Here is a 13,048-nt window from a genome sequence, read left to right on the forward strand (position 1 = left end):
TCCCCTCAGCCGCGCAGATGCGCCGCGATCCAGTCGAAATAGTTCGAAACGCGGGTATAGACCGAATAGAGGTCTTTGTGGCCGCAGCGCTGGGTGGCGCCCAAGGGCTCACGCCCCCAGCTGACGATCCCGACCTGCACCCAGCTGCCATCGCCCTGGCGCACCATCAGCGGCCCGCCGCTGTCGCCGCTGCAGGAGGTCTTGGAGCCGGAGGCGACCCCGGCGCAGATCATGTTGTCGGTCAGCGCGTCGCCCATGTTCGAGGTCAGGATCTGAAACGCCTGTTCCAGGTTTTCCTGCGGGATCCGGTTGGTGGCCCCCATGCCGAGCAGGAAGCTGCCGAAATCGCGCTTGGTCTGTTCGGCCATCCCCTTGTTGCAGGTCGTGTTCGGGACGATGTCGATATCGGTTTCCATCAATGTGGCGGGGAATTTCTCTTCCTCCATCATGCCCCAGCCGACCACCACCGCCGCCCCCTGCGGCACGGCCGCGCCCTGCGGCAACACCGGGATCGCGCCGACCGGCCCCGAGGCGTCCTGAATCGGCGCGGCCAGTTGCAGCAACGCGATGTCATTGTCGATCAGCGTCGGGTTGTAGCGCTCGTGCACGATGACCTGCGCCAGCGGGCGCAGATCGCCGCGATCCAGCGCGACGGAACTGGTGCGCACCAGAATGGACCCCGGCTCTGACACGCGCCCGTCTTCGCCGACGACGCAATGGGCAGCGGTCAGCACCCATTGACGGGCGATCAGCGTGCCGCCACAGAATTGCGATTGGAACAGGCTTTCCGCGCTCTGATCGGGCATGTTGGCCGAATGCAGCGAAACCTGCGCGGGCCAGGCCCCCTCCTGCGCCGGGCGCCCGCCGAAGATCCGCGAGGCCGCGGCGCCGTCGATCGGTGTCACGCGTTGCTTGGCGGCCAGGACATGAGCCCGCACCGCAACCTGCCCCGACCCGGCGGGAACGGCAATATGGCTCAGCCCGCCGCTTTCCTGCGCCCGCGCGGCGGGCGCCAGGGCCGCCGCCAGCGCCGCCGCCAATATCACACCTGAATGTCTGTTCATGAAAATCGCTCCCACCAAAAATGTTCGTTCCCTAGTGACCGGCCCGCGCGAAAGCCTGTTCGCGCGGCAGCACCGTCCAGCCCGTTTCCTCGACCCAGATATCGGATATTCCGACCGCGCCGAAACTGCCGCGCGTGTCGGGGCGCCGCGCGATCCGGCCCAGAAAAGACATCGTCTGCCGCTGCGCCGTGCCACGGGTGCCCCCGGCGGCGGCACCGCAGTTTTCAACCAACCCTTCAAGGTTCAGCGCCTCGGCATTTTCCGCATTCTCCGTGACCACCAGAAACACGCGTTCCTCCCCGGCCGAATAGCCGCCGGGGCAATCGGAACAGATCGTCATCTCGGGGCCCAGCGGGTGCGGCGCGGTGCTGCCCTCGATCCGCGCGTATTCGGCGTGGATGCAGAATTGCGCGTCGATATGGATGCGGTTCACGTCACGCGCGCCGGCGGTGGTGCCCTGCGCCCCGAAATACACCTGATCGCATTGTTTCAGGCTGGCCCGTTGCTCCAGCCTTTCGGCCGGCTTGCCCATGACGTTGGCCAGTGCCGCGCGGCATTCGCGTACCGGCGAAACCCCGGCGCCGACCGGCGCCAGATCGTCGATCCGGGTGGGCCGGTAATCCGCCGTCAGCGCCACCGGGTTGGGGTTCAGGATCGAGCCGCCCCCGACCAGCGCGCCCAGCATCCGCGCCAGCGTTTCGGCCCGGCCGATCCGTTCCAGCAGCGGCGCGAGCGGCTCGGCCTCCGGCACCCAGGACAGGCCCATCGGCTGGGCCCCCAGGCTGGCGCGATACCCGAACCACAGCGCGTGGCCGTCCCACACCGTCTCGATCTCGTAGCTGTCGGGATCGAGCGCCAGTTCGAACCCCGCAACCGCCGAGCCGCCTTGCGCGATGCCCGCGGCAAGGCCCGCAGCCGCCGGATGGGCGGACCCCAGCCTTTCGCCGGTGAGCAGATCCACCGGCGGCGCGATCGCGATGCGCAGATCCACGGGCCGGGCCGCAAGCTGGGCAAAGCGGGCCTGCGGCGGCAGCGCCCCCGCCCGCGCACAAAAGGCACCGGCGGCGGGCTGGCAATCGGCCGCGACCGGCCGCAGAAAGGCCAGCGTGGCCTCGGCATCCTCGACCTGGGCAAAGCCTAGCCGGGCCTCCTCGGGGTCCGCGGGATTGGCATAGAGCGCCACCAGACTGCCATTGCCCAACCCGTGCAGCAGCCCCGCCGAAAGCTGATCGCCGCGCACCGAAAACCGCCGCCGCCCCTCTGCCCTCTCGCCGCTGAACAGGGCGGCGTCGATCAGATCCCCCTCCCACGAGGGGGTCTGCAGCCGGGCACCGCCGGGAACACTGGCATCGTTCATGTCGCGCAGCACCGCCTGAAACAGCTGCCGGAAACTGGGCGCGGCCTCTTGCTGCAGCCGGGCGGCCAGCTTGGCGGTGAACAGCCCGTACCATTGCGGCTCGGTCGCGCCCTCGGGCGCGAGATCGACCTCGCGCGCAAGCTCGTTCGAGCGCGCGGCGTAGAAGGCCAGATAGCGGCCGGGCAGATCCGGCGCGGCATGGTCCACCGCCCCGGCCTCGGCAACCGCGCTGCGGGTGGCGGTGATCCCGAGCGTTTGCGGATCGACGAACCGCGCGGCCGCGCGCGGCGAGGCGGCGCGCAGGCCAGAGCCTGAATGGCAACTGTCCAGCACCAGCCAGACATCGGCCCCGGTGGCGCGGATCGCATCGACGGCGGCGCCGATCTCGTCATCGACGATCGCGTTGGGGATCACCCCGGCGCCGGGGTCGGCACGGGCGGTATCGGCGGGCAGAAACACCTCGTCGAGCCCGTCGCTCTCATCGCCCTGGGGGTCGGCCTGCTGGGTGCCATGGCCGCTGAGATGCACATAGACGAAATCATCCGCGCGCGCGGTTTGCGCCGCGTCCCGCAGCGCCGCCAGGATCGCCGCGCGCGTTGGGCGTACGCCCCCCGCGACACCATCGGCCAAGACAACAATATCGGTGACGCCCCGGTCGCGCAGGACCGCCTGCAGCAGCCGGATGTCATTGGCCGGCCCGCGCAGATCGGCCAGCCCGATGGTTTCGTCATAGTCGGAGACACCCACCAGAACCGCTTTTATATCGGCCCGAAGGGGGGCGGCCCCGGCAAAAGTGCAAAACAATATAACGGCAAAAAAGCCCCGCAGCACATCAAAACCCTCCGCGACGTTCAAATAATCACGCCTTCAGGTGCCTTCGACAGTAGAAAGAATACCCCGCGCAAGACAATCTATTTTTGCGGACTTGCGTTGTTTCATTTGCGGGCTAGGCTGATCCGGACAGTATTTTTTAATCCGGTTACACCCATGAAATTTCTATCTGGCTTTGCTATTTTCATTTTCTTCGCCGCCGGCCCGGGGGTGTGGCGCACGCTGGCGGCACAAGACGCCCCCGCCCTGACAGAGATCGCCTTTCTGGCCGAAGAAGATCCCGAGGCCGCCCTGCCCGCCATCGACGCGGCGCTGGCACAGCTTCGGGCGCAGCCCGCCCCCGATCCGCAGACGCTGTTCGATCTCGTGCACCTGAAGGCCAGCCTTCTGGCCGGGCTCGGCCGGGCCGGACCGGCGGCCGGGCTCTATGCGGAACTGGCCGATTTCGCGAACCGCAGCCCGGGGCTGGGCGAAGATCCGGTGCAGCTTCTGGCCCGCGCCGCCGCCCTGTTCGAAGAGGCCGGCAACCTGCGTGCGGCCAGGGCGCAGTTGCAGCGGCGCGCGGGCGAACAGGCCGATCGCAACGAGCCGCCCGAAGCCCTGGCCCGAAGCTATGCCGAGCTTGCCCGGCTGTCGGACGCGCTGGGAGACGCGGACAGCGCCGGACGGTTCCGCCGGCAAGCGCTTGCCGCCCCCGACGCGGGCGCGCCCGGCGCCACCCGAGGGGCGCGGGAAGGGTTTGTCGAGGTGGAGCTTTACTATGCGACCGACCGTGCTCGCACCGGCGACCCCGACCCCGTGGGATATTACGGCGCCGGCCGCGGCGAGCTGGAGCTTGGCGTCGCCACGGTGACGATCCCGAACACCCATGTGGCGGGGGCGATGGAATCGCCGTCGATCTGGCGTCTGGAATTCGCGGCCTCGCCCAGCAAGCATGTCGTCCTGCGCAGCGTGACCCCGGTGCCCGCCGATGATTTCTATGCCCGCATGCAGGGCGAATTCGCCGATGGCGCCAAATCCGAGGCCTTCGTGTTTATTCACGGCTATAACACCGAGTTCCATCAGGCCGCCAAACGGGCCGCGCAGCTTGCCTTTGACATGAACTATGCCGGGGTGCCGATCCTCTATTCCTGGCCGTCGCGCGGATCGACCATCGGCTATGTCGCCGATACCGCCGTGGTGCGGCTGAGCGGGCGGCGCCTGGCCGGATTTCTGGAGGATCTGCGGACACGCTCGGGCGCGACGACGATCAATATCGTGGCCCATTCGATGGGCAACCGGGCGCTGACCGACGCGCTGGAGATCATGGCGCTGCAGCGGGGCATGACCCGCGACGACCCGCCCCTGTTCGGCCAGGTGCTGTTCGCGGCCCCGGATGTGGATGCCGGCCTCTTCGCCCGCATGGTCCGGACCTTCCGCCCCATCGCCCGCCGCCTGACGCTCTACGCCTCGGAAAACGACTGGGCGCTGGTGTCGTCGCGCAAGCTGCATGCCGGGGCGCCGCGCGCCGGCCAGGGCGGCGCCGACACGCTGGCCGATGACAATATCGACAGTATCGACATGTCCGAACTGGGCGACGACATGCTGGCCCATACCTATTTCGCCGACGACAGTTCGGCGCTGGCCGATATGGTGGCGCTGTTCTGGCAGAACGCCCCGCCCGATCGCCGCTGCGGGCTGGTGCGACAATCGCCCGGCGCCGACGCCCCGCCGATCTGGCGCTATCAGCGCGGGCGCTGCGCGACGCAAAGCCTGATCGACGTCATCGGCCATATGCGTCAGGCCCGCGTCGCCACGTACGAGGATGCCCGCGCCGTGCTGGCGCGCACGACCGACGACATCGCGCTGCGCCACGAGCTGGAGCCGTTTCTGGAAAAGCTGATGGCGCCTCAGGCTATTGCCGGATCATATCAATGAACTGCTGATGCTGCGCGTCGCGGCGGGCCTCGTCCATCTGGCGCTGGCGTTCGCGTTCGGCGGCGGTTTGGGCATTGGCGGCCTGACGTTCTGACGATTGCTTTTGCACAAAGGCGTTCACCTTCGCGTTCCAGTCGGGGTTCACCTTCATCGAGCCGATGATCGCCTCGAGCATGGCATCATCGGCCGCGCGGCGTTCGGGCGCCACCCAGGCCGTGCGGATGCTATCGACAACCGTCTGCTGCGAAAACGTGCCGAACCCCGGCTCCGGCGGTTCAAGCTGAAACATGTACCACGAAAACAGCACCACCTCTTCGACCGGCTGCCCGTTCAGCCCGTAGCCGAGCCGGACGGTCGCCGCGTCGTAAAAGGTTTTCATCCCCGGCTGATCGGCCTGAAACACGCTGGCATAGGATTGCAGCATCGGCTGATTGCGCGCGCTTTGCAGAATTCGCGCGTCGGCGGGCCGGTGCGCCAGGATCAGCTCGTCGAACAGTTGCCGGGTGCCGGTCACCTGCGCCACATGGCAGTTCGAGCCGCGGAACCGGGTCTGCATCTTGTTGCGCTCCGCCGCCATCTGCGCGCGCATCATCTGCGCCATGTCGGGCGCGAGCCCGGCCACCTGCATGTCGAGCCAGATCACCTGATGCCCCGGCATGATCCGGAACCCGGTTCGCCCGTCGGGCGCGATCGCCTGAAACACCAGCTCGAAATTGTCATTGCCGCTGCAGGGCTTGGCCCAGAGCACCTGCCCGCTTGTCGCCCAGCCCTGCGGCACCTCGACCGTATAGGCCACCATCGGCGCCGCGAAGCCCTGATTGTCCATGATGTCATAGCGGGTGGTCTGGGCCGGCGCGGGCCCGGGTGCGACCAGCGTGAAGATCAGGGCGAGCGCGCCCGCGAAACCTGCGAACCGAAACATTGAGACCTCATGATGTGAAAGAACAGGGCAGCCCGCCGCGCGGGCCTGAAAACACCGCGCCGGTTCCCGTCAGGCCCAAGGCACATCCGCCCGCAACGGGCGGGGTGCGAGGAAGCGCGGGGGCGGTCTGGCCGGGCTATGCGGGTCATCGTCGGAAATGAATGGCTGATCAGCGTAAAATCCGGGCAGATATCCGGCCCGTGAATGAATGCTAACCGCAAGACGCCGCCTGCGGCAAATATTCGCGCCCCGCCGGGCGGCCACACGGTTTCGCGTATCCCCGGGCCGGGCCATTCTGCCCGGATCGCGGCATCGTGAACCCGCCCGCGCACCGATGGGGGCTGTATTTTCCGCCGGTTGTCCCATAGGATCGCCACGTAGTCTTCTGCCGATCGCTCCGACCCGCTCAAGATCGAATATTGTTGATACAAATCAAAACGAAGAGAGATCACATGATGCATGGTGGCGCCTGTTGGGGCGCTCGGGTATCGTCCACGCATCGGAACGTCACAGGAGTGCCAGATGACAGATATAAAGAGACAGCAGCTGTGGTGGCTGGCCGCGGCGGCTGTGCTTGTGATCGGCGGCTATTTCGCCTGGTCTAAGCTGGGACAGAGCGCTCTGCCCGCCGGCATCGCGGCTGGCAACGGCCGAATCGAGGCGACGGAAATCGACATCTCCGCGCTGGCCGCGGGGCGGATCAGCGAGATCATGGTCAAGGAAGGCGATTTCGTCGAGGCCGGTGACGTGCTGGTCCAGATGGATGTCGTGCAGCTCAACGCCCAGAAGCGCCAGGCCGAAGCCCAGCTGCGCCGGGCGCAGATCGGCGTGGAAACGGCCAACAGCCTCGTGGTTCAGGCGACGGCGGAGCGCAAGGCGGCCAAGGCGGTGGTGGCGCAGCATCAGGCGCAATATGATGCCGCCGCGTCGCGGCTGGCCCGATCCGAACAACTGGTCAAGACCAACGCCATATCGCAGCAGACCCTGGATGACGACCGCGCCGCCGCGCGCCAGGCCGAAGCGGGGCTGGCGGCCTCGGAGGCATCGCTTGCCGCGGCCGATGCCGGAATTGGCGCCGCCAAGGCGCAGGTGGTGGACGCGCGAGCCGCGATCGAGGCCGCCCAAGCCTCTATCGACGCCATCACCGCCTCGATCAATGACAGCACTCTGACCTCGCCGCGTTCGGGCCGGGTACAGTATCGCGTGGCGCAGGAAGGCGAGATCGTGTCCGCCGGCGGCCGGATCCTGAACCTCGTCGATCTCAGCGATGTCTACATGACGTTCTTCCTGCCGACCTCGCAGGCGGGGCGGGTGCAGATCGGCACCGAGGTGCGGCTGGTGCTGGATGCCGCCGCGGCCTCGGTAATCCCGGCCACGGTCAGCTATGTCGCCGACGTGGCGCAGTTCACCCCCAAGACGGTGGAAACGGCGGAAGAGCGTGAGAAACTGATGTTCCGCATCCGCGCCCGGATCGATCCGGACCTTCTGAAAAAGTATATCCGCTATGTCAAAACCGGCCTGCCCGGCGTGGCCTATCTGCGCCTCGACCCGGATGCCCCCTGGCCGGAATTCCTTGGAAGCGTCGCTGAATGACCGAAGCTGTTGAGATGGCGGATACGGTTGAGCCGGGCCCCGTCGCCCATGTATCCGCGCTCGGTCTGCGCTACGGCACGACCGAGGCCCTGAACAACGTCACGCTGGATATCCCGGCCGGGCGCATGGTGGGGCTGATCGGGCCGGACGGCGTCGGCAAATCCAGCCTGCTGGCGATTCTCGCGGGGGCGCGGATCATTCAGAACGGCGAGGTGATGGTGCTGGGCGGCGACATGCGCAGCCGCCGCCATCGCACCACGATCTGCCCCCGGATCGCGTATATGCCGCAGGGGCTGGGCAAGAACCTCTATCCCACGCTCTCGGTGTTCGAGAATGTCGATTTCTTCGGGCGGCTCTTCGGCCACGGCAAGGCCGAGCGGGAACGCAGGATCACCGAATTGCTGGAAAGCACCGGGATGGGCCCGTTCGCGGATCGCCCTGCGGGCAAGCTCTCGGGCGGGATGAAGCAGAAGCTGGGCCTGTGCTGCGCGCTGATCCACGACCCCGACTTCCTGATCCTCGACGAACCGACGACGGGCGTCGATCCCCTGTCCCGCCGCCAGTTCTGGGATCTGATCGACGATATCCGCAAGGGCCGCCCGCAAATGAGCGTGATCGTCGCCACCGCCTATATGGAAGAGGCGGCGCGGTTCGACTGGCTGGTGGCGATGAACGCGGGCGAGGTTCTGGCCACCGGCACCCCTGCCAGGCTTCTGGAGAAAACCGGGACCCAAACGCTGGATGACGCGTTCATCGCATTGCTGCCGGAGGAAGACCGCGCCGGCCACAGGCGCGTGGTCATACCGCCGCGCGAGGCCGGCGCGAACGAGGAAAGCGCGATCGAGGCCGAACACCTGACCATGCGCTTTGGCGATTTCACCGCCGTCGACGATGTCAGCTTCCGTATCCCCAAGGGCGAAATCTTCGGCTTTCTCGGTTCCAACGGCTGCGGCAAGACCACGACCATGAAAATGCTGACCGGCCTGCTGGAACCCAGCGAAGGCGTGGCCAACCTGTTCGGTCACGAGGTCGATCCGAGAAATCTGGATGTGCGCCGCCGCGTCGGTTTCATGAGCCAGGGCTTTTCGCTCTATACCCAGCTGACGGTGCGGCAAAACCTCGATCTGCACGCGCGGTTGTTCGGGATGGAGGCGGAAAAGATCCCGACGCGGATTCAGGAAATGGAGGATTATTTCCACCTCGACGAGGTGATGGACATATTGCCCGATGCCCTGCCGCTGGGCATGCGGCAGCGGCTGTCGCTGGCGGTGGCGATGATCCATTCGCCGGAAATCCTGATCCTCGACGAACCGACCTCGGGCGTCGATCCGGTGGCGCGCGACGGTTTCTGGCAGATCCTGTCGGACCTGTCGCGCAATGACGGGGTGACGATCTTCGTCTCCACCCATTTCATGAACGAGGCCGAGCTTTGTGACCGGATATCGCTGATGCATGCCGGCAAGGTGATGGTTTCGGACACCGCCCAGGCAATCACCGAAAGCAAGGGGGCCGCCAACCTCGAAGAAGCCTTCATTGCCTATCTCGCCGACGCGATCGAGGAAAATGGCGCCGCCGCGCAGGATGCGCCCGAGATGACGGCGCCCGACGCGACGCCGCACAAGCCGGCGCGGCAGAACCGCTTTTTCGGGCTGGGCCGGATGATGAGCTACACGCGACTCGAGGCGCTACAGCTTCGTCGCGACCCGATCCGCGCCACGCTGGCGCTTTTGGGCAGCGTGATCCTGATGTTCGTGATCGGCTATGGCATCAGCATGGATGTCGAGGATCTGTCCTTTGCCGTACTCGATCGCGACCAGACCACGACCAGCCGCGATTACATACTCGATATCTCCGGCTCGCGGTATTTCACCGAGCAGGAGCCCCTGACCAGCTATGAAAACCTCGACGAACGGATGCGCGCGGGCAACCTGAGCCTTGCCCTGGAAATTCCGCCCGGCTTCGCGCGTTCGGTGGCGCGGGGGCGTCCGGTCGAGGTTGGCGCCTGGATCGACGGCGCGAACCCCAACCGGGCCGAGACGGTGCGCGGCTATGTGCAGGGGATGCACGCGGCCTGGCTCACCGCCAAGGCGCGCGAGATCTATGGCGATGCCGCCACGACCGGCGATTTCGAACTGATGACCCGGTATCGCTACAATCCCGATGTCAAAAGCATCATGGCCATCGTTCCCGCGGTGGTGCCGCTGCTGCTGCTGATCATCCCGGCGATGCTGACGGCGCTCAGCGTCGTGCGGGAAAAAGAACTGGGCTCGATCGTCAATCTCTATGTGACGCCCGTCACCCGGCTAGAGTTCCTGCTCGGCAAACAACTTCCCTATGTGGTGCTGGCGATGCTCAATTTCGTCACCCTGGTCGCGTTTGCGGTGTTCATCTTTCAGGTACCGGTTACCGGCAGCCTGCTCACCCTCAGCCTGGCGGCGCTGATCTACGTGATGGCGACGACGGCCATGGGCCTGCTGATCTCGACCATGATCTCCAGCCAGATCGCGGCGATCCTCGCCACCGCCCTGATCACGCTCATCCCGGGGGCGCAATATTCCGGGCTGATCGACCCGGTATCCTCGCTTCAGGGCATCGGGCGCCTGATCGGCGAGATCTACCCGACGACCTACTTCATTCTGATATCGCGCGGAACCTTCTCCAAGGCGCTCGACTTCCAGAACCTCTCGGGGCAGTTCGTGCCCCTTCTGATCGCGGTTCCCGTCATCCTGGGCCTGGGCACGGCTCTTCTGAAGAAACAGGCGAAGTGAGGCGGGGGCGATGAATCTGCAAAACATCCTGCAACTGGGCATCAAGGAATTGCGGAGCCTGCTGCGCGATCCGGTCATGGTCGCGCTGATCGTCTATGCCTTCTCGCTGTCGATCTACACCGCGTCCAGCGCAATGCCCGAAACGCTCAGCAAGGCCACCATCGCGATCGTGGACGAAGACCGCTCGCCGCTGTCGTCACGGATCGTTTCGGCGTTCACACCCCCGTATTTCATGCCGCCCGACATGATCAACACCACCCAGATGGATATACTGATGGACGAGGGGCAGAATACATTCGCGCTCGATATCCCGCCGAATTTCCAGCGCGACCTGCTGGCGGGCGAGGTACCGGCGATCCAGCTCAACATCGACGCGACCCGGATGAGCCAGGCCTTCACCGGCAACGGCTATATCCAGCAGATCGTGACCAGCGAGGTGTCGGAATTCGCCAACAGCTACCGGGCCGCTCCGGACCTGCCCGTCGATCTGACCCTGCGCGCGCGCTACAATCCGGAAATGGACGGGGGCTGGTTCGGCGCGATCGATAATGTGATCACCTCGATCACCATGCTGTCGATCATTCTGACGGGTGCCGCGCTGATCCGCGAGAAGGAACACGGAACGGTCGAACATCTGCTGGTCATGCCGGTCACCACGATCGAGATCATGGTGTCCAAGATCTGGGCCATGGGGCTGGTGGTGCTGGTGGCCTCTGTGTTCGCAATCGTTGTGGTGGTGCAGGGCGTGCTGGACGTGCCCATCCAGGGCTCGGTGCTGCTGTTCCTGCTGGGCACCGTGCTGATGCTTATCGCCACCAACTCCCTGGGGATCTTTCTTGCCACGCTGGGGGGGACGATGCCGCAGTTCGGGCTTTTGCTGATGCTGGTGCTGCTGCCGCTGCAGGTGCTTTCCGGCGGGCTGACCCCGCGCGAGAGCATGCCGGACGTCATCCAGAACCTCATGCTCCTCGCGCCCAACACGCATTTCGTGATCCTGTCGCAGGCGATCCTGCTCCGCGGCGCCGGGCTGTCGGTCGTCTGGCCGCAGTTGCTGGCGCTTGCCGCCATCGGGGCGGTGCTGTTCTTTCTGTCTCTGGCGCGGTTCCGGCGTTTCCTGCGATAGCCCCGGCGCCGCGCGCCTCAGGGTGCGGCAATCAACTCTTCAAAGCCGTTCCTGCCACGGGGGGTGAAAAGCACGGCGCGGGTTTCGCGATCGCGCCGGGCCCAGCCCAGTTCTTCGATCCGATGCAACAACGCCCGCCCGAGGCTTCCGGCAAGGTGCGAACGTCGCTCGCTCCAGTCAAGGCACTCGCGGCACAGCGGCGCCCGGTTTGCCGCCAGAGCGTCCAGATCAATCCCGAACTCCCGCACAAAGCGTACGCCGCCCGGGCTCAGCGTCAGGTCATCCCCTGGCTGCGACAGGAATTGCCGCGCCATCATGCTGTCGAACAGGCGCGTGCCCATGTCTCCGGCGAGATGGTTGTAACAGACCCGTGCCTCGCGCAAGGCCGCATTCTTCGGCCCCGGGCGCGTGCGAAGATGCCCCGCATCCGCCGCCAGCCCCATCAGCGCCTCGAGCACATGCGCGACGTCGTCGCCCGCCAGTGAAAAATACTTGTGCCGCCCCTGCTTGCGAAGGCGCAACAGCCCGCCGCGTTCCAGCTTGCCCAGATGCGAGCTGGCGGTCTGCACCGTCACCCCCGCCTCACGGGCAAGCTCGCTCGCCGTCAGCGCCTTGCCCGCCATCAGGGCGGTCAGCATGCTCGCGCGGGCCGGATCACCGATCAGGCTGGAGATACGGGAGATATCGGGGCCTTCTCTCATGGTTCGACGCTAACCGAAGCATTACCCCCGCGCAATCGGCTAGAACATTCGCATCAACAGAAAGGACCTGCCATGCTGACCTGCGTGATCCGCTATGAAATCGACCCGACGAAAAAAGACCAGTTCGTTCAATACGCACGCAACTGGGGCCAGGCGATCCCGCGTTGCGGCGCCGATCTTGTGGGCTACTTCGCGCCCCACGAAGGCTCCAGCACGCTCGCCTACGGCATTTACAATGTCCAAAGCCTTGCCGAATACGAAGCCTATCGCGCCCGGCTGGCGGCCGATCCGCTGGGGCGCGAGAATTATGAATTCGCGCAGGCCGAAAAATTCCTGCTGCGCGAAGACCGCACCTTTCTGAAACTGGCCTCGGCGCCGCATGGAGGCCGGGAATGATCGCCGTCATATTCGAAGTCGAACCGCAGGATGGCCAGGGCGACCGCTACCTCGACCTCGCGGCGGGGCTGCGCCCGGTGCTGGAACAGATCGAGGGGTTCATTTCGGTCGAGCGGTTCCAGAGCCTGTCCGACCCGCGCAAACTTCTTTCGCTGTCGTTCTTCGCCGATGAGGATGCGGTTTCGCGGTGGCGCAACACGATCAAGCACAGGGCCGCCCAGGCGGATGGGCGCGGTGGCGTGTTTGCCGACTATCGCCTCCGGGTGGCGCATGTGATCCGCGATTACGGCATGAACGACCGCGCCGAAGCGCCCGCGGATTCGCTTGGGCATCACGATGACGGCGGCGGGATCAGGGCCGGCGGCGGCTGACGCGG

General features: G+C 65.9%; 10 protein-coding genes. 6 read left to right on the top strand and 4 right to left on the bottom strand.

Going from position 1 to position 13,048, the window contains the following annotated elements; genetic code table 11:
* Positions 1 to 5: 5 nt before the first annotated feature.
* Together TQ29_RS09760 and TQ29_RS09765 are read right to left on the bottom strand one after the other, a co-directional pair.
* Complete coding sequence (locus tag TQ29_RS09760; protein ID WP_082386593.1) at positions 6 to 1,064, bottom strand: serine protease; 1,059 nt, start codon at positions 1,062 to 1,064, stop codon at positions 6 to 8.
* Between the two features lie 31 nt (positions 1,065 to 1,095).
* The gene (locus tag TQ29_RS09765) at positions 1,096 to 3,168 is read right to left on the bottom strand and encodes a caspase family protein (protein ID WP_162231820.1); all 2,073 of its coding nucleotides are present in this window, start codon (positions 3,166 to 3,168) and stop codon (positions 1,096 to 1,098) included.
* Between the two features lie 240 nt (positions 3,169 to 3,408).
* Between TQ29_RS09765 and TQ29_RS09770 the strand changes: the two genes are divergently transcribed.
* The gene (locus TQ29_RS09770) at positions 3,409 to 5,169 is read left to right on the top strand and encodes an alpha/beta hydrolase (protein WP_054539002.1); all 1,761 of its coding nucleotides are present in this window, start codon (positions 3,409 to 3,411) and stop codon (positions 5,167 to 5,169) included.
* Here the strand turns inward: TQ29_RS09770 and TQ29_RS09775 are convergent.
* Positions 5,147 to 6,091 carry a hypothetical protein gene (locus TQ29_RS09775; protein ID WP_037210230.1) on the bottom strand — a complete coding sequence of 315 codons (945 nt, stop codon included), beginning with the start codon at positions 6,089 to 6,091 and terminating at the stop codon, positions 5,147 to 5,149. The genes TQ29_RS09770 and TQ29_RS09775 overlap by 23 nt on opposite strands.
* Before the next feature lie 522 nt (positions 6,092 to 6,613).
* On the opposite strand from TQ29_RS09775, the gene TQ29_RS09780 reads away from it, so the two are divergent.
* From TQ29_RS09780 to TQ29_RS09790, 3 genes are read left to right on the top strand one after another with little or no spacing between them, the layout of a single operon-like run.
* Positions 6,614 to 7,684 (top strand): HlyD family secretion protein, encoded by a 1,071-nt coding sequence (locus TQ29_RS09780; RefSeq protein WP_054539003.1) that lies wholly within the window; start codon positions 6,614 to 6,616, stop codon positions 7,682 to 7,684.
* 14 nt (positions 7,685 to 7,698) lie between these two features.
* A complete protein-coding gene (gene rbbA, locus TQ29_RS09785; protein ID WP_157445647.1) occupies positions 7,699 to 10,452 on the top strand; it encodes a ribosome-associated ATPase/putative transporter RbbA in 2,754 nt (917 codons plus the stop codon).
* A gap of 10 nt (positions 10,453 to 10,462) precedes the next feature.
* Complete coding sequence (locus TQ29_RS09790) at positions 10,463 to 11,575, top strand: ABC transporter permease (RefSeq protein ID WP_054539005.1); 1,113 nt, start codon at positions 10,463 to 10,465, stop codon at positions 11,573 to 11,575.
* Between the two features lie 17 nt (positions 11,576 to 11,592).
* Here the strand turns inward: TQ29_RS09790 and TQ29_RS09795 are convergent, their stop codons facing one another.
* Entirely contained in the window at positions 11,593 to 12,276 is a 684-nt protein-coding gene (locus TQ29_RS09795; protein ID WP_054539006.1) for a helix-turn-helix transcriptional regulator, read from the bottom strand.
* A gap of 72 nt (positions 12,277 to 12,348) precedes the next feature.
* Here TQ29_RS09795 and TQ29_RS09800 point away from each other — a divergent pair, with 72 nt between their 5' ends.
* On the top strand, positions 12,349 to 12,672 hold the full coding sequence (locus TQ29_RS09800; RefSeq protein WP_054539007.1) for an NIPSNAP family protein: 324 nt from the start codon (positions 12,349 to 12,351) through the stop codon (positions 12,670 to 12,672).
* Entirely contained in the window at positions 12,669 to 13,043 is a 375-nt protein-coding gene (locus TQ29_RS09805) for an antibiotic biosynthesis monooxygenase (protein WP_054539008.1), read from the top strand. The genes TQ29_RS09800 and TQ29_RS09805 overlap by 4 nt, the downstream gene beginning before the upstream one ends.
* Positions 13,044 to 13,048 lie beyond the last annotated feature (5 nt).

The organism is Actibacterium sp. EMB200-NS6, from assembly GCF_001305615.1.
GTDB lineage: Bacteria > Pseudomonadota > Alphaproteobacteria > Rhodobacterales > Rhodobacteraceae > Actibacterium_A > Actibacterium_A naphthalenivorans.